Origin of the sequence: Nostoc sp., assembly GCF_036916655.1 — a bacterium.
In the GTDB taxonomy this organism is placed as follows: Bacteria; Cyanobacteriota; Cyanobacteriia; order Cyanobacteriales; family Nostocaceae; genus Nostoc.
The window spans coordinates 180,623-204,610 of the sequence record NZ_JBALFY010000064.1 but is presented as its reverse complement, the minus strand read 5'-3'; the positions used below and the strand labels follow the sequence as shown (position 1 = coordinate 204,610).

19 protein-coding genes are annotated in these 23,988 nt (G+C 40.3%); 9 read left to right on the top strand and 10 right to left on the bottom strand.

Annotated elements, in window-relative coordinates:
• Positions 1–1,563: 1,563 nt before the first annotated feature.
• The gene (locus V7L31_RS16315; RefSeq protein WP_334697196.1) at positions 1,564–3,543 is read left to right on the top strand and encodes a scytonemin biosynthesis sensor histidine kinase; all 1,980 of its coding nucleotides are present in this window, start codon (positions 1,564–1,566) and stop codon (positions 3,541–3,543) included.
• A gap of 139 nt (positions 3,544–3,682) precedes the next feature.
• Entirely contained in the window at positions 3,683–4,552 is an 870-nt protein-coding gene (locus V7L31_RS16310) for a response regulator transcription factor (RefSeq protein ID WP_334697195.1), read from the top strand.
• Positions 4,553–4,594: 42 nt separating this feature from the next.
• On the opposite strand, the gene V7L31_RS16305 is transcribed toward V7L31_RS16310, so the two are convergent.
• A complete protein-coding gene (locus V7L31_RS16305; RefSeq protein WP_334697194.1) occupies positions 4,595–5,002 on the bottom strand; it encodes a pentapeptide repeat-containing protein in 408 nt (135 codons plus the stop codon).
• A gap of 534 nt (positions 5,003–5,536) precedes the next feature.
• Here V7L31_RS16305 and V7L31_RS16300 point away from each other — a divergent pair.
• A complete protein-coding gene (locus tag V7L31_RS16300; protein ID WP_334697193.1) occupies positions 5,537–7,186 on the top strand; it encodes a beta strand repeat-containing protein in 1,650 nt (549 codons plus the stop codon).
• 19 nt (positions 7,187–7,205) lie between these two features.
• Here V7L31_RS16300 and V7L31_RS16295 read toward each other — a convergent pair whose 3' ends face one another.
• Positions 7,206–7,331, bottom strand: coding sequence for a hypothetical protein (locus V7L31_RS16295; RefSeq protein WP_334697192.1), 126 nt, complete (start codon positions 7,329–7,331; stop codon positions 7,206–7,208).
• A 360-nt stretch (positions 7,332–7,691) separates the two neighbouring features.
• On the opposite strand from V7L31_RS16295, the gene V7L31_RS16290 reads away from it, so the two are divergent.
• Together V7L31_RS16290 and V7L31_RS16285 are read left to right on the top strand one after the other, a co-directional pair.
• Positions 7,692–9,584 (top strand): beta strand repeat-containing protein, encoded by a 1,893-nt coding sequence (locus V7L31_RS16290; protein WP_334697191.1) that lies wholly within the window; start codon positions 7,692–7,694, stop codon positions 9,582–9,584.
• Between the two features lie 260 nt (positions 9,585–9,844).
• Positions 9,845–10,117 (top strand): GlsB/YeaQ/YmgE family stress response membrane protein, encoded by a 273-nt coding sequence (locus V7L31_RS16285; RefSeq protein WP_334697190.1) that lies wholly within the window; start codon positions 9,845–9,847, stop codon positions 10,115–10,117.
• 204 nt (positions 10,118–10,321) lie between these two features.
• On the opposite strand, the gene V7L31_RS16280 is transcribed toward V7L31_RS16285, so the two are convergent.
• The 4 genes from V7L31_RS16280 to V7L31_RS16265 form a co-directional block, all read right to left on the bottom strand.
• Positions 10,322–10,744, bottom strand: a complete 423-nt coding sequence (locus tag V7L31_RS16280; RefSeq protein ID WP_334697189.1) for a hypothetical protein — start codon at positions 10,742–10,744, stop codon at positions 10,322–10,324.
• A 127-nt stretch (positions 10,745–10,871) separates the two neighbouring features.
• A complete protein-coding gene (locus V7L31_RS16275) occupies positions 10,872–11,645 on the bottom strand; it encodes an AIM24 family protein (RefSeq protein WP_334697188.1) in 774 nt (257 codons plus the stop codon).
• Between the two features lie 154 nt (positions 11,646–11,799).
• A complete protein-coding gene (locus V7L31_RS16270; protein ID WP_334697187.1) occupies positions 11,800–12,297 on the bottom strand; it encodes a hypothetical protein in 498 nt (165 codons plus the stop codon).
• A 52-nt stretch (positions 12,298–12,349) separates the two neighbouring features.
• Positions 12,350–12,772 carry a hypothetical protein gene (locus tag V7L31_RS16265; RefSeq protein WP_334697186.1) on the bottom strand — a complete coding sequence of 141 codons (423 nt, stop codon included), beginning with the start codon at positions 12,770–12,772 and terminating at the stop codon, positions 12,350–12,352.
• Positions 12,773–13,024: 252 nt separating this feature from the next.
• Between V7L31_RS16265 and V7L31_RS32650 the strand changes: the two genes are divergently transcribed.
• Positions 13,025–13,111 carry a nuclease A inhibitor family protein gene (locus V7L31_RS32650; protein ID WP_442944437.1) on the top strand — a complete coding sequence of 29 codons (87 nt, stop codon included), beginning with the start codon at positions 13,025–13,027 and terminating at the stop codon, positions 13,109–13,111.
• Positions 13,112–13,296: 185 nt separating this feature from the next.
• Here V7L31_RS32650 and V7L31_RS16260 read toward each other — a convergent pair whose 3' ends face one another.
• From V7L31_RS16260 to V7L31_RS16245, 4 genes are all read right to left on the bottom strand, one after another.
• Positions 13,297–13,761, bottom strand: a complete 465-nt coding sequence (locus V7L31_RS16260) for a CYTH domain-containing protein (RefSeq protein WP_334697185.1) — start codon at positions 13,759–13,761, stop codon at positions 13,297–13,299.
• 105 nt (positions 13,762–13,866) lie between these two features.
• Positions 13,867–14,412 carry a hypothetical protein gene (locus V7L31_RS16255; protein WP_334697184.1) on the bottom strand — a complete coding sequence of 182 codons (546 nt, stop codon included), beginning with the start codon at positions 14,410–14,412 and terminating at the stop codon, positions 13,867–13,869.
• A complete protein-coding gene (locus V7L31_RS16250) occupies positions 14,409–20,018 on the bottom strand; it encodes a PAS domain S-box protein (RefSeq protein WP_334697183.1) in 5,610 nt (1,869 codons plus the stop codon). Before V7L31_RS16250 ends, V7L31_RS16255 begins: the two co-directional genes overlap by 4 nt.
• 452 nt (positions 20,019–20,470) lie before the next feature.
• On the bottom strand, positions 20,471–21,157 hold the full coding sequence (locus tag V7L31_RS16245) for a hypothetical protein (RefSeq protein WP_334697182.1): 687 nt from the start codon (positions 21,155–21,157) through the stop codon (positions 20,471–20,473).
• 230 nt (positions 21,158–21,387) lie between these two features.
• Between V7L31_RS16245 and pip the strand changes: the two genes are divergently transcribed.
• The 3 genes from pip (at position 21,388) to V7L31_RS16230 (ending at position 23,968) form a co-directional block, all read left to right on the top strand.
• Positions 21,388–22,326, top strand: coding sequence for a prolyl aminopeptidase (pip, locus tag V7L31_RS16240; protein ID WP_334697181.1), 939 nt, complete (start codon positions 21,388–21,390; stop codon positions 22,324–22,326).
• A 52-nt stretch (positions 22,327–22,378) separates the two neighbouring features.
• On the top strand, positions 22,379–23,194 hold the full coding sequence (locus tag V7L31_RS16235) for a class I SAM-dependent methyltransferase (protein WP_334697180.1): 816 nt from the start codon (positions 22,379–22,381) through the stop codon (positions 23,192–23,194).
• 132 nt (positions 23,195–23,326) lie between these two features.
• A complete protein-coding gene (locus V7L31_RS16230; protein WP_334697179.1) occupies positions 23,327–23,968 on the top strand; it encodes a DUF4232 domain-containing protein in 642 nt (213 codons plus the stop codon).
• The last annotated feature ends 20 nt before the right edge of the window (positions 23,969–23,988 follow it).

The window sequence follows — 23,988 nt, the reverse complement described above, 5'->3', positions numbered from 1 at the left end:
CGGTACATTACCAAATTTGCAATAGAAAATCTTTTGATATGGGTGTCAATTCTTTTGTTTTAGAACTTATACAAATTTTTATCCGAATTAAAGCATGAGCCGATTTAGAACTCTTTGGGTCAATTATATGTAAGGAGAAAGACATCACTTATTAACTTTTTATAAGAAGAATTCAGAACTCAGGAGCGGAGCCGGAGACGCTCCGCCTCCGGTCAGAATGGGCTAAACCTTAGCTATCCGCTAACAGTATGAATTCTGTACGAGTGGATAATGAATATTGGTTAAAAGCACGTAAGAGGTGGGCGAAAAAAATTAAAATATTCTCGCCTGAAAACTCAATCCCTTTATGGGTCGAGTATTCTGAATTCTGAATTCTGAATTCTGTTTTATATTTCTTTTGAGAGATGACTAAGCGTTGACTACGTAATTAATTGATAAGATATATTTTTTTGACATAAATTTAGTTATACATACTTAGTATAACTTCGTGTTTCATTATGATAAAACAAACACGAAGTTATACGTAAGCATATTCGTATAATTTCGGTACTATTGTACTTCTTAGGACAGATGTTTAAGCATATTCTTATATAGTTAGATACATCAGAGAGTAAGTTAAGATAGATTAAGCAAATAAGTTAATGAGTGAAATTTGTTCATTTAAGCCAGGTCTAGCATTGCACATGACGTTTATAAGAAGAATTCAGAACTCAGGAGTCAGAATTCAGTATGAATTCTGTACGAGTGGGTGATAGCGTAGCGTTAGCGAGTCCGCGATAGCGCTGGCGGCAAGCGAGTATTTTCGAGTCGCGTCTGAATATTGGTTAAAAGCACGTAAGAGGTGGGCGAAAAAAATTAAAATATTCTCGCCTGAAAACTCTATCCCTTTATGGGTAGAGTATTCTGAATTCTGAATTCTGTATTCTGACTCCTGTTTTATGTTGAAAATCAAACGACTCTACACTAGTACAGCATGGCGTAAATCCAACTGCCATCTTAATTAACCAGACAGATAGGCGCAATTTATGAATTGTCTCTATTCAAGCAACTGGTTAAAGGCAGGTAAACTTCTGCCACAGTGTACTAGTAGTTCGCTAAAGTCCTTGGCGAAGGAAAAATTAAAGGATAAAGATTTTTATCCTTTAACTTTTCCCAGTAGAAACCCAGTAATTTTAGGTTGGTGAACCATTTAGTTAGTTTTGGTAGAAGGCTAATTGAAATTTAAAATGTTTTTCAATTTACTTAGATAGCAGTTATTAACTCTTATCTAACAAGATTTCTTGACTAATCTGAATTGGATTTGTCTAAATTTTATGCTGCTATCAAAACCTATTTAAATAATCGACATTTTTTTAAATATTTAGATTTCTTGGAAAAATTTGGTTCAATAATTTGCATTTTGTTGGTACAATAAGTTTTATTAAGTTAGTCAGTAACATTTGTTAATTTACTAGGTAATTTGATCTTTTAACAGCTAAAGAATGCACCAAATATTTTAGTAAGTTATGACCGTTAACTCATCAATACCTATGCTGCTGATTGATTACCAGGGGAAGTAGAAATATGAATTCTGGCGAATATGCACTAGCTAGATCAAACAATCAATGGGCACTACAGCCAGAAATAGAGATGAAGTTTGCTCACTTTCTAATAAATCAGGCTGTAGATGCTGCCTTCTGTTTAGGAGCAAACTCGCAGTTTCTTTACGTCAATGATGCCACTTGTCTGATGACTGAGTATTCCCGTGAGGAATTACTTTCCATGAGGCTAGATGATATAGATATAGACTTTTCTCTACACAATTGGTCAGATATTAGCTCACGAGGTTCCCTTACCTTTAAATCTCGCTATCAGACAAAAGGAGGTCGGATATTTTTGGTAGAAATATCCATGAACTATGTTAAACACCAAGATATGGAATTTGGCTGTGCCTTTGCTCGTGAAAAAACTGATGAAATAGTAGAATTAAGCGTACAAAAATGGACTGATGAATTAAGGGATACCAAAGACAATTTACAACAGGAATTTTCTCAACTCAAGGCAAAAGAAGTAGAACTAGAAACATCTCTTTCTTTGCTTCGTTCTACTCTTGAATCTACTGCCATTGGTATTGTTGCAGTTAATTTTGAGGGAGATATTCTGAGCTTGAATCAGAAATTTGTGGATATGTGGCAGATTCCAGATTCGCTAATACTATCTAAGAAATGTCCCCGATGTAAAGCGTTTTTTGAGAACCAACTTAAAGATCCACAAGCCTTTAATCGGCTGATTTGGGAAGTGTCTAGCCAGTCTGATTTTGAGAGCTACGACATTCTAGAGTTAAATGATGGGAGAGTTTTTGCACACTACTCTAAACCTCAGTTGCTTGAGGGCAAAATTATTGGGAGAGTATGGAGTATTTGGGATATTACTGAATCCAAACAGACTGAAGAAGCATTACGATTAAACGCAACTAGATTTCGGACAATAGCCGAAACAACAGATACCAGCACTTTTCTGATTCAAGGCACGCGGCTTTGCTATGTAAATCCGGCAGTAGAGCAACTCACTGGCTACACAAAAGAGGAACTGCTAACAGGTTTTGATCTTCACCGACTGATTAAGAGCAAGAAACGCAGGCAGGTACGTAAGCCGAATGAAGCAGCTAACTTTGAATACCAGGAGATGAATCTTTTGACGAAAAACGGCACGGAGCGCTGGCTAGCCTGTGCGGTTGCCAAACTTGATGGAGGGCTGGATTTTGGTGGAAAACCAGTAGAAATGATTGCAGGCATCGATATTACTGATTACAAATATGCAGAATTAGGTCTTAACCAAGCTTTAGAACAAGCCAAACAACTTAGCGAACTTAGAGCGCGTTTTCTTTCTATGGTTTGCCATCAATTCCGAACTCCGCTGAATATTGTTTCATTTTCTAATAGTTTATTAAAAGAAGAAGTAGACAAACGTACACAGAAAAAAATCCAACCATTACTCGATCACATTCAAAAAGCTACTGAACAACTGAGCCTGATGTTGGATGATATTTTGTTCTTCTCTAAAGCAGAAGCCGCAAAATTAAACTTTGAACCAAAACCGCTTGAGTTAGTTGAGTTTTGTCAGAATTTAGTTGCACAAATGCAGATGAGTGTTAACCAAAACCCAATCATTTTTGTAACTTCAGATAATTCTCTAACAGCTTATACAGATAAAAAATTGTTAGAGCCTATTTTGAAGAATTTGCTTGACAATGCAATTAAGTATTCTCCCCAAAATATGGGAATTAATTTTGAACTGTCTTGCGAAGATGAAAAATTAATTTTCCAAGTACAAGATAAAGGTATTGGTATTTCAGTAGTAGATCAACAACGAATATTTGAGCCATTTTACCGTGGTAGTAACATCGATCATATCCCTGGTACTGGACTAGGACTATCTATTCTTAAAACCCTTGTAGATTTACATCATGGTCAAGTTTATGTAGAAAGTGAAGTTGGTGTTGGCACTAAGTTTACTGTAACGCTGCCATTAATGAAATCAGAGTTTACTTGTTCCGAGTTATGAGTGTCTAAATAAAGCATAGTTATTCATTAAAAACTAAAAAATCATAACTCTCAAAACGAGGTAATTAATTTCATGACTATTTAGATATTCACTAAAGAGTGTAGTAATTAGCTTCTGTAAAAAATTATAGTAATAGAAAATGATGTCCGAATCGTCGAAGAAAATTCTCGTTATTGAAGATGATAGTGTTACGCGCAATCTTTATGTACAAGGTCTTGAGGCTAAAGGGTTTGATATGATAGGCGCTCAAAACGGTCGTATTGGTATCCAACAAGCACAAAGGGATACACCCGACTTAGTGATTTGCGATATTACGATGCCCGATATGGATGGTTATAGCGTTTTAAATACGTTACGCCAAGATCCTGTGACAGCAATTATTCCTTTCATTTTTCTAACTGGCAGTAGCACCAGAGCAGATGTTCGCAAAGCTATGGAATTGGGAGCAGATGACTATCTTACCAAACCCTCGACACTAGATGAATTGCTCAGAGCGATCGCTACTCGCTTGGAAAAGCAAGCTACTCTTCAATACTGGTGTGCAATGAAATTTGAGAAAGCTCCAAAATCAGTATTTACAGATGATACTACAGCGATCACTGAAGGTGTTGCCGTAGCCTCTGATAGCGAAGCCAACATTCCTTCTAAGTCTATTTTTCCCTCCATTCCCCAATTGAAGGGAGTTTTTGACTTTATCGAAGCCTATTATCATCAAGGAATTACTTTGTGTGATGTGGCTCTTGCTGTTGGTTACTCACCTGCTTACTTAACTAATCGAGTAGCAAGGCAGACAGGAGAGACTGTAAATTGTTGGATTGTCAAACGCCGAATGGCGGGAGCGCGTTTTTTACTCCAAAATAATAATCAGACAGTCGAAAAGATAGCGAAAGCATTGGGCTATCAGGATGTGTCTCATTTCTCTCGTCAGTTTCGCCAACATCACGGTTTACCCCCCCAAGCTTGGCGCAAAAAGCATCAGCTTGGATTGCAAAAACAGGTGGAACTCTGATGAAAGTGTACGGCGAACGCATCTTACAATACCTTAGCCAATTTACGAGGGTTCAATGCCTGTGGAAAGAGGATGGATACGTTCCAAAGAAGTGAGCTTGGCAAAAATTTGGGCTAATAAAATAGACTTAGACAATCTTAGTACAAACCCTTGATTAATAGTAATATAGAAAAATAATATAAGTATAATTAAAGAAATCAAATCAGCGATAAAAGATTGAATACTCCAATATTCAATTCTTATCATCGAATAAGCAATAATCGCTGAAATAATTCCTGATACTGGTGAAATACAAATACAATTAATAGTAATTTTTTTTTGCTGATAAGGTTGTAATCCAGCTTTAGCGTAGCTGAAGTTTGCACCTCTTAAATTAGCCTCACTGAAGTCAGCCCCTCTAATATCTGCATAGCTAAAGTTTGCCCCTACAAGGTCTTGAGCGAATGGCACTAAGTTAAGATACAGCCCTTGACCTGACTAAATCTATCGTCAAGATTGTGTTAGCTTCAACAATTTCTAATTCTTTAACGAGTATCAACAAACTCTTTTCTTGAGAAATTCATCTATCCTTAGAAAGATTTTTAGTGAAACTTTTTTATACATATTTGACATATCAATGACACAGTATTGACATATATATAAATAAAATCTTTAAAAAAGAAGAAGTGCTGGTTAATGAATTAATCTACTTACATTCATCACAATTAAGTCAAAAAATTAAGACTTAAATCTCAAAATGCTCTCAGTAGTTCACGAGAGTAAACTTAGCAATTTGGGAAATTGTTTTAACCTCTAGTATGCACCCCAATCTGAAAAAGCGCATTTTGGGGTTGGCAGACCAGTAGGGCGATCGCAGTTTTTCAAATTAACTTTGATCTCTCACTACAGGTGAACAGCAGAAAAATGGTTGCAGACTCAATAGTAGTATCAATCTCATCTCTAATGTCAAATTTTATACAATTTTAAAGAATTGGAGTAATCTGAATGTCTACATTTACCGTCACTAATACTAACAACAGTGGTGCAGGTTCACTGCGGCAGGCAGTTCTAAATGCCAATGCTCTTTCAGGAAAAGATATCATCAATTTTGGTGGACTGTTTACAGATGGGCTGGCTCATACCATCAGTCTGACTGGTAGTGGTCTAAATATCACAGACAACCTGACTATTGAAGGTACAAATCCGAGCAAACTAACTATTAAGGATGATACTGCTGATCGTGTTTTTGATATTGCCAGTGGTGTAACATCTACAATCAACGGGCTGACTATTACCAATACATATAATGGCTACAATGGCACACCAGGGGGTGGTGCTATTTACAATGAAGGCACTCTTACATTAAATAACAGCACCATCACTGGCAATACAGCATACTCTAATGCAATAGACTTCTACGGAAACACCATCAGTGCGGGTGGTGGTATTTATAATACTGGCAGCCTCACAGTCAACTACAGTACTATTAGTAACAATTCGGCTGGTGATGTTTTATCTGCCAACGGTGATGGTGGTGGTATTTATAATACTGGCAGCCTCACAGTCAACTATAGCAACATCACTGGTAACACAACAGGTTATGGTGGTGGTATCTATAGTGACCAAGACTTAAAAACTGATATCAAGCCTAACTCGGTATCGGTGAATTATAGTACCATCAGTCACAATAGTTCGGCAGGTGAAGGGGGCGGTATCTATTTACATTATGGCACGCTCAATCACAACACCGTCACCAATAATTCGGCAGGTGAAGACGGCGGCGGTATGGTTTTATCCGAAGCTCAGGTAAATTACAGCATTATCACTAACAATTCGGCAGGTAGCAGCGGCGGTGGTATCTCATTAAGTCAAGGTACAGTAAATTACAGCAGTATCAGTGGCAATTCGGCAGGTGACATCGGCGGCGGTATATCAGGTCAAGGTACAGTAAATTACAGCAGTATCAGTGGCAATTCGTCCCCATCTGGCGGCGGCATTGTAGGCATTGGTGGTTTCACAGTAAATTACAGCAGCATCACTGACAACACAGCAGATTATGGCGGCGGCATCTACGTAACCAATGGTGGTGGATTAGTAAATCACAGTATAATCAGTGGTAACACGGCTAAAGATGCGGGTGGAGGGATATTTTATAGCGGGCTTATTTATTCAGATAGTGATCTGGGTTTTAATGATCATATAGTCGTGAGTGATAGCACCCTTAGTAACAATCAAGCAGGCATTGGCGCTGCCGTTTACAATGATGGTACCTTAACATTAGCCAAAAGCACTATTAGTAACAATAAAGCACAGTCTGGCGGTGGCATTTACAATGATGGCACCTTAACAGTAGGCAACAGCACCCTTAGTAACAATCAAGCACACTTTGGCGGTGGCATTTACAATGATGGCACCTTAACAGTAGGCAATAGCGTTATCAAACACAATAGAGCTTTCGGCATCGAACTCAGTTCTGGTCAAAAAGAGTCTGGTGAAGCTGCCGGCATTTACAATATTCTCGATGGTACTGCCAGACTAGACTACAGTCTCATCGCTTGTAACTTTGACACAGCACTTGAAGATTCAACTAAGTTTATCAAGGTGGATAATCTTGTAGGTAAATTCATAAACATTGGCTCATTTGTGAGAGGGTAACGATGTCTACCCATTCCAATCAACTAATGCCCCATCCACACAAACTATCTTCCACTGCGGAAACTTCCTCAACAATCCTTTGATGCTCTAATTTTTCTAGTTGGCTGACTGCTAGAGAATGAAGATTTTCCGCAACTTCCACCAATTTCTGAATGTCTGTGAGATTGAAAGTAGTTCTGCTTGATTTGTACTAAGTCTTCTTTATTGAGTCGGTTCATGCGCTTTTGGCGTTTAAATATTGATGAAGAAGAGTGAACTCAAGATGGCGAATGAAGAGTTAGGGCTAGGTCGGTTATTGAGGAAGAAAGTCTTGTCTAAGCGAAGTTTTGAGATCGCGGATAGCAGCACTGGTGTTGCGGTCATAAGTAATCTGTACGCAACGAGTGATTGCGCTTAAAAAATCCGTCTAAAACCTCAAATTCCGGTGAGTTATTTGTGTTAAAAAACAGCACAAACAGCAGATTGAGAACTGAAGTTACCAAAAAATCGATTTTAGGTAAAAGTCATGGCAAATATCATTGGAAGCAACGGCAACGATTCTCTAGTAGGCACTTACGAGTCCGACACGATTAACGGTCTTGCAGGCAACGACACCATCACAAACTCCTTTGGCAAAGACACTTTGACTGGTGGAGGCGGCAATGATAAATTTATTTTCAACTACGGTAGTAACGACACTAATATCATCACCGATTTTGGTGGCGTAGGTAAAGGAACAAACCCGTCAGCAGCAATCATTGCCGAAGTGGACACCCTAAAATTCCAAGAATATGGCTTCACTGCTCAAAATTTGCTGCTCACCCAGAATGGCAGCAATCTGGAAATCACCTTTGAAGAAGTCAGTAGTGCCCCAGTTATTCTGCAAAACTTTGCTCTGGAAAACCTGGATAATCTAAGCTCATCTACAGGAGCCACTGTCAACTCCGGCAATATCCTGTTTTATGGGCAAACTAGCATCACAGATAGCTTTGATGTCTTCAATGCCAACTCCACCCAAAGCACTATCTTCAACTTGAATACAGTCACCTTCCTTAACGACCTAAACAATAATGTTAACGGCTTTGACAACTCAGATGATGTCATCAATGGTCAGGGGGGTGATGACATCATTAAAGGCTTAAGTGGCAACGACATCCTGAGAGGTGGTGCGGGGAATGATACTCTCATCGGTGGTGCGGGGAATGACACCCTCAAAGATGGTGAAGGCAATAATTTCCTGTTTGGTGGTACTGATAACGATCGCTTGAATGTTGATTATTCATCAGGCGATAACCTGCTCGATGGTGGCGATGGCAATGATTCTCTAAGTGCCGCTACCACCTCAGGCAATAACACCCTCAATGGTGGTGCTGGTAATGATTCCTTGAATATTGATTATTCAACAGGCAATAACCTACTCAATGGTGACGATGGCAATGATTCTCTTGTCCTCTCTGGCTTCGATTACTTCAGTTACTTTGATGCCTCAGGCAATAATACTCTTAACGGTGGAGTTGGTAATGATTACTTGACTGCTAACTATTCAACAGGCAATAACTTACTCTCTGGTGGCGTTGGTAGCGATACTTTAGATGTTGAAGCTTCAAAAGGCGATAACCTACTCAATGGTGGCGATGGCAATGATTATTTATTTGCCTCTGGCAATACTACCAGATACGGCATTGTTTCCTCTTTAGGCAATAACACCCTCAACGGTGGTGCTGGTAACGATACCTTTAATATTAACTTTTCAACAGGCAATAATCTACTTAATGGTGGGGATGACAATGATTCTCTCACAGCCTCCGGCTCTTTTGACTACTACGGAGGATTCTTCGCTGCCTCTGGAAAGAATACTCTCAACGGTGGCGCTGGTAACGATACCTTAAATGTTGACTATTCAACAGGCGATAACCTCCTCGATGGTGGCGCTGGTGATGATAACTTGAGTACTGACAGTTCATCAGGCAATAATCTACTGAATGGTGGCGATGGCAATGATACTCTCTCCGCCTCTGGTGCATTAGGCAAGAACACCCTTTATGGAGGGAATGGTAACGATATCCTCATAGGCGGCAACGCTAATGATACCCTTTATGGAGGGAATGGTATTGATACCTTTGCTTTCAATAGTTTCAATGAAGGTATTGATAGTCTTTATGACTTCAACGCCACTAATGAATTGATTGAGGTATCGGCTGCTGGTTTTGGTGGCGGGTTATCACCAGGTTTACTCTCAGCGAATCAGTTTACCATCGGAATATCTGCAACGACAAGCAATCAGCGATTTATCTATGACTTAAGTACAGGTGGACTGTATTTTGACCAAGATGGTAGTGCATCTGGGTTTACTCAGATAAAATTTGCACAGATTTTAGGTGGTGTTACACTAACCGAAAACAACTTTGTGCTTGTTTAATCTGGCATTGCCCGCCCAACGCAGTGGCTCCCCTGAAAAGGGCGTATCTAGCGGTTGAGGGAGGAAAAAGTGAAATTAGGAAATAGATGATCACTAGGAGCTTTTTATTTATTATCCATCTCAATTAGGGGGTATATCACAAGAAGTAACAGCGTTCATCCTCAAGGCTATTAATAATTGGTTCTGTTGGTAGATGGAATGTCAATGTTGGGATTGGTATTGTGTATTTGTCAGTACAAAACGTTGCTCAAATTAAAACAATGAATATTCTTGCTTGGATTGTTTTAGGTCTAATTGCTGGTGCTATTGCAAAGGCTATCTACCCCGGTCATCAAGGCGGCGGAATTCTAGGAACAATCTTATTAGGAATTATCGGTGCTTTTGTTGGTGGCAGTCTGGGTGTATTTTTCAATACAGGAACCTTTACTCTAGCAGCTTCAACTCTTAGCATTCCTGGTATCGCGGTAGCAGTTCTTGGTGCAATTGTTGCAGTCTTCTTGTGGAACGCGTTAACTAATCGCAGTGCTTTGTAATCAATCAAATTGGAATTAATTAATAGTAAAAATGCAGGGAACTCATTTCACTATATTTTCTCCCTGAATTGAAATAAAACAATAGCGCTTACCTAAATATAGGTAGGCGCTATTGTTTTATTTGCGACAACGTTTACAAGTTGCCTTAAGGGCGATCGCCCTTAAAAAATTCTTAGAGTCAAAGTTACACCAAACAGCGATCGCCTAATTCAGCCAAAATCCACCTATTTTTCCATCTTTGAGGCTAAGTCTAGCTAAGACATCATCACCACCATCAAAAAATGTCAGTTTCCATAAATAAACTTGATATCCTTGCTGCTTCAGATTTGCCAAGAAAACCGCTGAATACCCTTTTTTGATGCGAGGAGCTAACTGTCCACTAACTTGTGTAAATGTTTGTTTTGTAATACCTTCTTTGAAAGCAGCATTTCCTTGAGATATAAACTGAGTGTAGTTGTTTTGTTCAATAGCATTTATGAGGCTTGTAAAAGTTTTTTGCACAGACTGTTCTGGTTGATTACTTTTAGTTGCTTTTATTTGCTCGTTCACAGCTTGCACATTGTTTACAGCTAAGGTCAAAGGTGACATGATAACAACTGCTGCAACTACCAATCCCATCTTATTCATTTATTTTGTTTACCTCTTTGAAAACTTCCGCTATTTAACTTTGTTAGAAGCGCGTGAATCCCTTCAGAATTTAATTGCTGAAATTGAACCAGATTAGTTAATAGTTTTTGGTTTAATTGCTGCTACTTTAACTCAAATTACTGCTGCCACCTACTTGGGCTGCTCCCTCTGATGCTGGTGGGTGGTAAGTCATAGATTGTAACCCCAAACGACCAGGGCCAATAAAACGGTTGAGAGTGAATGAAATACCGCCAAGCATTACTCCAATTGCTCCGAAGATGCCGCCACTAGATTGCAGCGCTGTTACTGTCTCCATCTTCACTGATGAGTCTTTCCATAACCATGCTCCTGGCTCAACATCGAGTACTTCCCCAGGAGCAAGGTACTTTTCAAAGACATTACCGTAACCGTGGATTAAAAGCAGCCCTCCCTGTTGCTGACCAATGAAGCGGTCAATAAATAAACCACCACTGCGACTAAAAAAAAGGTTTGCTAACCCTCGCTGGAAAAAGAAACTGTACTCAATATTACTGGTAGCGAGTAAAAACTGATGTTCGCGCACATCCACTGTCTGTCCACGCTCTAATTGCAGCACCACAATCTGTCCTGGAGCCTCACGAGAGAAAGCAATATTCCCTGGCCCATGTGCTTCACTGATAAAAATTTGCAGTCCGGCAAAGAAACGCTTCGCTGCCCCTTTTAAACCTTTGACACCAAGGCGAACATTCGGATGTTTCCACAGTAAAATATGATGCTCAAAGTAAATCGATTGCTGTTGCCCTAGATGGACATCAACTACAGGCACTATTTCTCCCTCAATTCTCAAGGTCAAGTCACCAGAATGAAAGAAATCTTTCGGATTTTTTAATTCAGGTATCGGTTCATTACTGAAGTCTGGCATAGTTTTTACTTTTCGATGGTTGTTTTATAAATCATTTTCTCCCATTCTCCAATTGTTTTACGCGGATATGAGTTTGACCTCGACTACACAGCACGGGTGCATTAAGGGTGCATTAGGATTGTCAAAATTCCGAGTGTGGCTTGCGTTCGTCTACTCACTGCGTTTGATTAAACAGGGCGGATTCTACCAAAGAAGCACCTAACGAGTAACAACCGCTACGAACATCCTCTGGTACTGACAACACAGCTACATTATGGGGAGAGGTAAATCCCTCTTTGAAATCAATGCAACTTTTTACAATTGTCCATGAATCTGCAATAGCTGTGGGTAACTGTTTGTCAAATCCATGATTTGTATAATTTTGATATTGCTCTCGTAGTTTCTTCAAAGATGCTAAAAACCGCGCCTTTTGTTTGGTGTGTGACTGGCGTTTCTCACAAATATTACGAGCTGCTGTTAATGTTTCTTTCTCCTCCCAAGCCGTGACTTCTTTCACATCTGCAATACACTCATTCAGCTTGAGTCGTGTGGGCTGTGAGTCGCCATCTAAATTGGGGTTTGTTGCCCAAGCCTGGACTGTACCCGAAACAAGTATGGCAATTAGTACAGCCAAAAATCCCCAAATCACATTCCAAAAGACAATTTTAATCATAATTTCGCTTTTGATAAGTAATTCTATTTATAATTAAGTCCCGAAAAGTGTGTCAAGAGAAATGATACAAAACATTTCCCTCTTCATTTACTTCAAAAACAGCATTAAGTTCCTTAGCTTTTTCATCTAAATATTCTTTAGCTAACTGGGTTGATATTCCAGCATTTTTCGCCAGTTGCAATACCGTTATTCTGCCAGCATTTTGCTCAATTAATTCTAAGAACACGAACTGAAGACGCTGTTGTTCTGATTCAAAAAGTAATGCTTGTTGTTTTTGATTCTGTTGCACTAAAGACCAACTCAACCAACCTCCTAGAATAGTTGACGGAATAGTAAGAATAGTTAAAGCAGCCACATCATTTTGTTTTTCTTGAGCGGGAGTTCTGGGATTCATAATTTCTAGAATCATCACAGCAGAAAAGGGAATGCCAAATAATAGAAAACAGATTGCTAAAACTTTTTTAATTAGTTTCATATAACAACTTTTTCCCTTACTAGGGTTGGCTGGAGGAAATTCAAAAATAATGGCTCTATTATACAAAGGATAATACAATACCTGCTACCCCAATATTTTGCACAGTGTATGAGGCGATGCCTGCGGTGGGCGGTTACGCCATCGCCTCGGTTAATAAATGCGGCTTACGGGTGTGGTGGATGCCTAGCGAGATGATACTATTTTATGTGCGATGCCTGCCTGCGGCGGTAAACTAAGCTCTATTAAGTGCTTATGAAAACTAATTCAGAAATTCTAGAACAGTTAAAACAAGCATCCGACGGCTTGTTATTTATGAGCGAATCCGAGTATCTGTTCTAGTAAACTTGATGGCAGAATTCCAGGAAGATTACAGTCATAGATTGGTTACAAAGACTGTTTTGACAGGATAAACCAGAAGATGCTCATTGTCCATAAATAAATTCAGGGGCTTGTATCCTTTACGTTTTCGGTCAACCCATTTTAGATATTTTTGGAAAATCGGGATGTTCTCGATATTTCAGCCGTTACCATTGTGAAAAAGGGTGTTTTACTAAATTGCTGTTGAAATATCTGGAATCATCAGAAACTTCTTGTCCAATCCAGGTTGGTAGTTCAATTTGTTGCTGTTCATCACTGAGTTCAACTTCTGCTAATATCAATCCTTTATTAACACCATCAAACTCATCTATTTCCCAAATTAAACCACCCGACTCTATTTTATATCTGATTTTTTCGATAAAGGGACGTTCGCATAATGTCTCAAGTATTTCTTGAGCATCTTCAACAGGAATAGGATACTCAAACTCTAATCTTGAATATTTAATATTAGGGCCTTTAATGGTCAAATAACTTTTTTCCCCGGCTATACGTATACGTACAGTCGCTTTATCTTGTGTGGCAATGTATCCTTGACGATATACACTACCTTCAGCTAATTCTCTCCAGCTATCTCCTCTCACTAAATATTTCCGCTCTATTTCTTTTGCCATTTTATTTACCAGATTATTTACTGAAAATGGGGCGCAGCAGCTTGTTTTATATAGACGTTGGGTTCAAGATTGTCTAATTGGCTTTAAAAAACTGAAATAGTTAAATTAAGAACAGCCTTCAACATATTCAACTTCTGGCAATTTACCCGATCTGAACTGAGTGACAAGCTTACCATCAGTTTCAAAGACTACACGGTAGTTCTGATCGGCGCGATCTTTGGGGATGAAAGTTAGGTAATGTCCGTTTTGGACGTATTTATGAGGTGTGACTTTAATTTGTCCTGGGTAAAGGGACTTGATTCGCGCTTCAGTGTCGCCAATCTTTGCACCTTTGAGGGTTGTAATCTGAGTATTTTGCCGTACATCTACTCTAGAAATACGACCTTTTGTCACCATGAACGAAAGATTTTTCGGTTCATTTTGTGGCTTAACATAATAGCAATTGTTATTGGGTGAATCACCTACTAGTTTAATACCAGCAGCCTTTGTTGCTTGCGGGACAGTCATGCCGATTTGTACTGCGCCGATGCCGTTGATAAACAGCTTTGATTGATTTGTTAGTTTCGCTTGTGCTACAACTATGCTGATAGTTTGAGAAGAAATTGTTAGTATTACGGTGGCAAAAGTCAAGAATTTAATTTTGCTGTTCATAATTGGATATTTTCCTCTGTTAGGTCGATAATTTCATCAAAGCAGAAGCTACGGACTAAATTTGCCAATTTTTCTGCCAAAACAGAATGAGCTTGTGGAATTTGCTCAATTAGTTGGAAAATTCTTTCAGCATCGACTTCAATAGCTGCTTGATTAAGTTCTGTTACCCATTGGGTAGGCATAAGGGCAATTGTAGAGCGAAGATCGAAGATCGAAGATTGAATATTATCTAGGTTGTTGTTTGTTGGATTTTCACTATTCTCTTCTGCATATATATAACGCACCTGCAAATATTCAGCGATTTTTTCAAAAATCACTTGCTCACGAAATGGCTTACGAACCAAGTCGTCGCAACCTGCGGCTAAGATGCTTGCCTGTTGTTCTTCAAAAGCACTGGCAGTTAGGGCAATAATTACGGTGCGGAAATTTGTAGTTGTATTTTTTTCCCTGGCTCTAATCTCTTTGGTTGCATCGTAGCCATTCATTACAGGCATTCGCATATCCATCCAAATTAAGTGAGGTTGCCAGGTATGCCAAATAGCGATCGCTTCTTGTCCATTATTCGCAGCCTGAATTTCAAAACCAATACTACCAAGAAGTTGCACTATGAGATCGCGGTTTTCTTTACGGTCATCAACTACGAGAATACGGTAAGATGGCTGGTTTGCTGCCAGCTTGAGTACGCGTCCTTTATTCAATTTGGGTACAGCTTTCAAAGCTGCGGCTAAATTCACTTGGATATCAAAACTAAAAGTAGATCCTTGCCCAAGGCTACTTGTCAAGTGAATATCGCCTCCCAGCAACCGCACAAATTGACGGCTGATAGTCAATCCGAGTCCAGTTCCTTCCTTAGTTTGGATACCACTTGTTGTCTGAACAAAAGGCTGAAACAGGTTATTCATTTCTTCTGCTGCTATTCCCCGTCCAGTGTCTTGGATTTCAAAGTGTAGGAATTGGGGATTGGGTACAAGAGGCAGAGGGGCAGAGGGGCAGAGGGGCAGAGGGGAAAGATTTACTGAAACTTCTCCCCTGCTCCCCTGCTCCCCTGCTCCCCTGCTCCCCTGCTCCCCAGTCCCCAAGCTTACCCGCAACGTTACTCCGCCAGTCTGAGTAAACTTGACGGCGTTACCCAAAAGATTGATTAAGACTTGGCGGAGTTTACCTTCATCTGTTTGGATGTAGCGCGGGAGGTTGGGAGCCATTTCAAATTTGAGAAACAATTGCTTTGCTTGTGTCCGCACTTTGAACATTTCTTGTAATGTTTGCAACAGCAGATATAGGTCAAAGTCTTCGGGGTTGAAAATCATTTGTCCAGCTTCAATTTTGGACATTTCCAAGACATCGTTAATTAAGTTGAGTAAGTGTTCTCCACTGCGATTAATGGTAGTTAATGATTCACGCTGATTTGAGTTGAGGCTAGTGTCTCGCTCCATTAATTGGGAAAAACCCAGAATCGCATTTAAAGGGGTACGCAGTTCGTGGCTCATGTTAGCGAGGAAAGCACTTTTGGCTCGGTTGGCAGTTTCGGCGGCTTCTTTGGCAATTCTCAGCGCTTCTTCTGCCTGGTGTCTAGCTCGACCGATCGCAATTATTTCACCTACCAGTTTCAATAGATTAATATCTTCTTGGTTCCAGGTTTTTGAGTAGTGAATCATCGCTACACCAACAAACCCAACTACTTTGCCAGCATGAACCATTGGCACAGCGAGTATAGACTGAAACGACATACTTTCAAAAAGTTGTCGCTCAGGTAGATGCAGGGGTAAATCTTCCACAGAAGAGATTTGTCGATGCTTACCACAGAGAATCGGCTCGTAAAAATAAGGGAAAACTTCTATAGGCGAACCTTTAGCAATATCAATTAATGGTGAAACACCTTCGCCAAACCATTCATGGATCAGGTTGAATTCACGTTGATCGTGGGAACATTCAAAAATGCAACTGTGTTCAGCATCAATAAATTGAGCGATCGCTTGCAGTGTAAAATTAATTGCTGTTGCTAAATCTTGGTCAATAAATTGCCGAGAAATGCTGCTGATTAAACTTTCAGCTTGAGTCCGACGTTGCAAGGCTGCTTCTGCTTGTTTGCGATCGCTAATATCACGAGCTACACCGACAATCTGAAAATTACCCTGGGCATCTTGTGTGCGGACTGCGTTACTAGTTAGCCAAACCCAGCCTCGACTACGATGTTTCGCGCGGTATTCAGTCCCCGAAATTCCCTCACCTGTTGTCAGAATAGTTTGGGCGACTTCTTGACATTTCGACACATCATCAGGATGAGTAAATAATGCCAAGGAATTACCTTCCATTTCGCTGGGGGCATATCCGGTGGTATTCAAGATATTAGGAGAAATATAGTTAAATACCCCATCAGGTGTGATCGCAAACAGCACATCGTTAACCTTTTCCACGATAGTGCGAAACTTTAACTCGCTTTGCTGTAAGGCGGCTTCTGCTTGTTTCCGTTCTAATTCAGCACCGGCACGGGCGGCAAAAATTTTCACAATCAGTTCTCGTCCCGGATCGGTCTTCATTGGTTTGACATCAATCACTGCTAGATGTCCAATGATTTCGCCGGATGAACTGATGAGAGGAACGCCAAAAAAGCTTTCGGCATTCATCCTCACTAAATCGGCATCTTCTGGGAAAGTTGTTTGTACTGCTTGCGGGTAGTGACACATTTTACCTTGCAAGGTGTATTCGCAAGGAGTACCCTGCAACTCATATTCCAAGTTCTCGTTAATAGCCCCACAAGACCAAAATGCCAAAGTGCGGACCTTCGTTCTTGAGTCATCATTAAACTCAGTCACTAAGGCATATTGAACTTGTAATACTTCAGCAAGGTAACGAACGCAGGAATTGAAAAATTCATTGCCTGTTTTGGCTGCTGTACCCTCAACAATTAAGCGTAAAGCTTGCTCTTGCTGTTTGCGATCGCTAATCTCTGTAAAGACGCAATCCAAACAGGATTCGTCTGCGTTGAGACGGAGTGACAACAGTACCCAAACAACAGATCCATCCAAGCGTCGCAGTGCGACTTCAAAATTGCGAACTTCACCAGACTCTTCTAACTCTGCTAACATTTGCACCCGATCTTCTGGATTGACGTATAAATCAGTTGTGAAATACTTGCCAATTAAGTCAGCAGCAGAGGTAAAACCTAATATTTCAGCACCACGTTGATTTGCATCGATAATCAATCCATCTTTTCGCCAGGTGCGAAAAATCCCGACTTGGGAATTTTCAAAGATGTTGCGGTATTTCATTTCACTACGACGCAAGGCTTCTTCTGCTTGCTTGCGTTCTGTAATGTCGCGTCCTACACCGGCGATCGCAATTTCACCGTTGGGAGTATTAATAGTGGAAGTATTAAAGTTGAACCATCGCCAGCCACCATCTTGATGGCGCAATCGCACTTCAATATTAGTCAGTTTTTCACCAGTTATCGCCCTTTGTAAAGCGGCGGCACTAGTTGCTAAGTCTTCAGGTTTGGTAAACTCCACCACAGAATGACCTTCGATTTCTTCCAAGCTGTAACCCATCAGTGCAGTCACATTTGGCGAGTGATAAGTAAAAATTCCCTCTGGCGAGAGGATGAATATCAGATCGTTGGCATTTTCAACAATGCTACGGAATTTTAACTCGCTTTCTTGGAGGGCTGCTTCGGCGCGTTTGCGTTCTGTGGCATCAGTGCCAACTGAAAGTATTTCGATTAAGTTTCCTTGGGCATCTAAAATGGGTTTATTCGCCCAGACTATCCAGACGCGATCGCCATTTTTACATAAATTTTCGTTTTCGTTAAATAGATAGTTTTCTGGGTGCTGACAAATATCAACCATTAATGTCTGCAAATCGCGCCCGGAAGTTTCGGTTTCTGGAACAATTGTGCCAATAACATTACGTTCGATAATTTCATCTAAATCGAAACCAAAAAGCCTTTGACCGTAGTCATTTAAAAATATGATGTCACCATTGCCATCCCAACGCAAAATTATACAGTTGGCTGTTTGCACCAAATCGCGGTACTGGGCTTCGCTTTGGCGTAAGGCTTCCTCGGTGCGTTTGCGAGCCGTAATATCCCGCACTATTGCTAAAATGTGTCGCTTGCCATTGTAGATGCAGGTTGTTCCTTTGACTTCCACATCTATTAAAGTGCCATCTTTGCAGATATCAACTGCTTGCCCATAAAATTGCTCACCGGCTCGTGTTTTCTCGACAAACTCTAGAAAAACAGAATGTGAGTCTGGATGAATATAAACAGATGGATGTAAACTCAGAAATTCTTCATAAGAGTAACCGTGCATTTGACAAGCCGCCGGATTAATTTCGGCGACTTTTTCAGTCTCTATTTCAGTAATAAATAGTCCATCATTAATTGCTTCAAAAATACTGCGGTATTGTAATTCGCTTTGTCGTAGTGCTGCTTCTGCCCTTTGGCGCTGGGTGATGTCGCGGAAACTCCACACTCTACCAATTATCTGTTCGCCGATGCGCTGAGGACAAGAGTAGCGCTCAAATACTCTGCCATCTTCTAGTTCTAACCAGTCGTAACTAACTAATTCCGGCTGTGAATATAATTCTCGGACTCGTTGCAAAAAAACATCAGGATCTTTTAGCTGGTTTGCCAGATATGCTAGTCGCTGAGGATGATCTGGTTCTGTCAAAAGTTCTGGTGGAATTGACCACATTTCTAAGAACTTTTGGTTATAACTAGTGATATTACTTGAGCTATCGACTACTAAGATACCATCTTGAATCGATTCAAAGATCGCGCTTAACAAAGATAGAGAATTTTCTAAAGCTACTTGAGTTTGTTTACGTTCACTCAGATCCCTTCCTAAAACTACCAAAGCTTTGCGTTTACCATCTTGGTGAAATAGGGGAGCTTTAATCATATCTAAACTGCTTAGTGTCCCATCAGGGCGAGGAACAGCCTCTTCTACCCGATGCACACATCCCAATTGCCAAGCTTGTTCATCTGTTTGATTGCAGTTGACCAAAGCATCATGATAAAAATTGCTAAATTCTGCTAATTCTGAGTCTGTTTTGCCTTGATAATCAACGCCTTGTAGCTCTAAAAATTCTAGGTTAGCCTGGTTTGACAGCAGCCATTTTCCCTCGCCGTCTTTTAAACAGATAATATCGGGTGTAGCGTTAATTAATGTCTGCAACCGCTCCTCAATTTCTTGTAAGGATTCTTGAGTTCGTTGAGTCAGTGTAATATCCCGAATTACTAGTATTGCACAGCGATCGCCAGTCAATCCAGTACAGCTACCGGAAATTTGTAGTGTTAAAGTCTGCCCATCTTGCTGTAACTGATAATTTGTTGTTTCATACTCTCCCTTGAATACCTGTACATCAGGATAACAGGGTAAAGCAACTGGTTGTCCTACTTGTGTGAGAGATAGTAAGTCAGTTAACTTTACACCACAAACATTGCTGTGAGGTTGGTTTACCAGAGACTCAAAGCTAGAATTACACCATTGAATGAGTCGGTCTTCTCCTACCCAGACTACAGCATCAGCGATCGCACCCAGCGTTACTTCCATCTTGTTCACAATGGCTTGCAATTGCTTTACTTGCTCTAGCTGTTGTGTACTCATCAACGACTCCTCTGAAATAATTCGTAATTATTCTGAGTTAAATACTTTACAAAATAACAATTGTGTGCTAGTAATAGCACTAATAAATCTGTATAGTGATTGTATCCTTAGTTGATCGCTGGAATCTTCGACTACAGCAAAACTACATACTCTCTTCAAAATTTTACAAAAATGCGTAGGTGTAGCTAGTGGTCTGTCAATAAATTAGGACTTATGCAAAACCACACGGTATAGGGGCAATTCATGAATTGCCCCTACCAGAAAATCACTCTTTTCGGCTATTGTTTGCCTAAGTCCTGTAAATAATTGATGGATAAATTACCTGTAGAGACGGCGATTTATCGCGTCTCTCTAACCGTCATAATTAATGGGACAAATTACTAGCCGTAGGCATCTCAAAATCAAGAATACCCTGTTTTCACCAGATGTCTATTTATTGAAAATAGCTATAATTACCATAGCTTCCACCAGAAACTTACTCCTTGAAATTGCGCTCCTGCAATGAATTCTTTACCACTCTCATTTACACAAAAGTAAACCCAATAACCCTTGCAGCCACCATAATTATTTGGGTCTACTACTGTTTGTCCAGGTTTTATCCAACCGTCTTCATCAACACCATACCACTCTCGAAAATTTTGTTCGCTGAAATAACCACCAGTAATAGTACTAAGAATATACATTCCGTGGTATTGTGTATAGCCAGCAAATTTGATGACTCTAATTTTTTCTGGAGATATATTTATTAATTTAGTTGAATAATAATTATTTCTTTTTTCATCTACTGATTTTTTATGTACTACTTTTAAAAGTTGGTTTCCTTCCTTGAGATTTTCTGGAATAAGAATTTCTGATTTGATATTTTTTTCATTTTCAATATAATACATTCCTTGAGGAAGTGGGTAAAATACTAGTTCTCCATCTAATATTTCACCACTAGGATAAGCAATAATAAACGAACGGACATCATTTATATCAAATCTCTGTTTTCCACAAATTAATTCTGTGTTATTAAAATTGAAAATTTGTATCCATTCGGTAGGGTTTGCTAAAGGATAACCAATAAAAACTTGAGAATTACGATTCTGTTTCAGATATATCCGCAAGCGGAAGGGGGCTGAATTAGAATAGTACGCCATTGAATTACTGTCCTATACTATCAATATCTAAATCCTGCACTTAAGATTCCCATACCTTTGCCAAAAACAGAGGTAGTCCAGCTTTTTCCGAAACAGCCCCAAAAAAAGCGTGGAAAAGAGTATTAGGCAAAACTTAGAACCTGCACCCAGGTGTTGAAGTGAAAAGACTGAAGTTGTTTCACAAAGACAAGCGATCGCCATGACAACATATTACTGATAGAATATCCAAAATGCGAGAACTTTACCCAGCGATCGAGCCTTATTTAGAAGGTAGCTTACAGGTTTCCGACCTTCATACCATTCATTTTGAAGAGTCAGGAAACCCCCAAGGTCAACCCATCGTTTTGCTGCATGGGGGCCCTGGTGGTGGATGTCCAGCTTTTTATCGGCAATATTTCCACCCCGAAAAATGGCGGATAGTGATGTTTGACCAGCGTGGTTGTGGTCAAAGTACGCCCCATGCAGAATTACGAGAAAACACCACTTGGGATTTAGTCAGTGATATCGAAAAACTCCGCCAACATTTAGGTATAGAAAAGTGGGCGGTCTTCGGTGGAAGTTGGGGTAGCACTTTATCATTAGCCTACAGTCAAACCCATCCCTCTCGCTGCACGGCATTAATCCTCCGTGGAATCTTCATGCTGAGGCAAAAAGAGTTGCGCTGGTTTTACCAAGAGGGTACTAGCTATATTTTTCCTGATGCTTGGGAAGAATATCTCAAACCAATTCCCATAGATGAACGTGACAATCTGATTGCAGCATATTACAAACGCTTGACTAGTCCAGATTTAGAAATTCAATTAACAGCAGCGCGTGCTTGGTCAATTTGGGAAGGTAGTACCAGTAGACTGTTCTTAGACCCAGAACTGATGCAAAAGTTTGGTGAAAGCGAATTTGCTTCAGCTTTTGCTCGGATTGAATGCCATTACTTTATGAATAAGGGATTTTTGGAAACAGAAGATCAATTACTCTTAAATGTAGACCGTATCCGCCATATTCCGGCTGTAATTGTTCAGGGACGCTATGATGTAGTCTGCCCAATGATATCAGCTTGGGAATTACACCGGGCTTGGCCAGAAGCGGAATTTATAGTAGTTCCTGATGCCGGACATTCGATGAGTGAACCAGGAATTCGTAGTGCTTTGATTGAAGCAACAGATAATATTTAATTCGGTTTAACATAAAAACGAAGTTGGACTCAAAAGCTGATAAAACTAGCTTATGCAAGACTCTAAACAAGAAATAAATGCCAGAGGTTCTATAGATTTAGAACAGCGAAAAAATTGGTATTCTCCCGTTGCTGATATTTATTACAACGCCAGACCACAATATCCAAAGCAACTGATCGAGCGGTCTGTCGTTTTAGCCCAACTTGACTCAGATGCATCGATTCTTGAAGTCGGTTGTGGTCCAGGAAATGCGACGGTAGCTTTTGCTCAATTTGGTTTTTCAATGACGTGTATTGAGCCAAACCAGGATTTTTATTGTTTAGCACAACGCAACTGTACGACCTATTCAAACGTTGCAATCCATAACACTTCATTTGAGGAGTGGGAACTGGAAGCAAAACAGTTCAATGCCGTTCTATCTGCTAATGCCTTTCACTGGATACCGTCAGAAATTCGGTATGCCAAGGCAGCGACGGCATTACACGAGAACGGGTTTCTCATCCTGCTATGGAATCTGAGACCTGAACCGAAATACGAAGTTTACCAAAGGATCTTTGAAGTGTATCAAGCCTATGCTCCCTCACTTGTCCGGTATGAAGGTGCAGAAACTCAAGCGGAAATTTTGAGAGGGTTTGAGCAAGACATTCTAGACTCTGGTTACTTTAAGGAGTTGGTGACTGAGCAAGTTGTATGTGAGGTGACATACAGCATCGATGACTACCTTAAGCTATTAAGTACTATGAGCAGACTGGAGCCAAAGGCGAAGGAGTTGCTATTTGCAGGATTGCGGGAAAAGCTGAGGAACTTTGGAGACAGCGTAAACCTCTCGTTTCTTTCTGCTGTTCACGTTGCCCGAAAAGATGGATAAGCTGTTGAATTCGTTATGTAATGACGCAGCAGAACAAGTGATTGGAGCGGACGTACATAACCCTTGTGAAATTGGAAACTTATACTGTATATGAAGCATCAGTGTAAGTAGTTCACTACAAAAAAAGAAGATATGCGAATACTAATTGTGGAAAGCAGTATGTTGTTGCTCCTAACTGCAATGACAACTGGCTGTGTCGGTTCTTCCTCTGTTACAAAACAGCCGCAAGCCTTGCCAGCAAGCACCGAACAACCGACAAAAGAAGCTGTGTTGTCTTCAACACCTACACCGACTGCAAAACCTATAGAGCATTCTACCCCTGAAGCCACTATTGCCACGAATCCGACGCGCTGTGAAACTAGCCAATTGTCAGTGCGCCAAGTCTCTAAAGATGCTGGCGTTGGGAATGTTGCACTCACCTACGCCTTCACTAATAACGGCTCATCCCCTTGCACTCTCAACGGTTATCCGGGATTGGCACTACTGGATGCAAAAGATCAGCCTTTACAGGGGATTAAAGTTATTCGCTCCAAGGGCACTTACTTTTCGAGTAAGCAACCTCGACAACAAGTAACTCTAGCTCCTGGAAAACAAGCCTCATTTCAGATAGCATATAACCATGTTAGTTCCCCACAGGAACGCTGCCTAATATCGAGTAAGATTGAAATCACGCCTCCGAATACCTCCCAAAACCTTACCCTTACAGAAGAAATCAAGCCTTGTACAGGCAAAGTTAGAGTGACTCCAGTACGTTCTGTTGACACTCAACCCTAATAGATTTCTGTAATTTACTC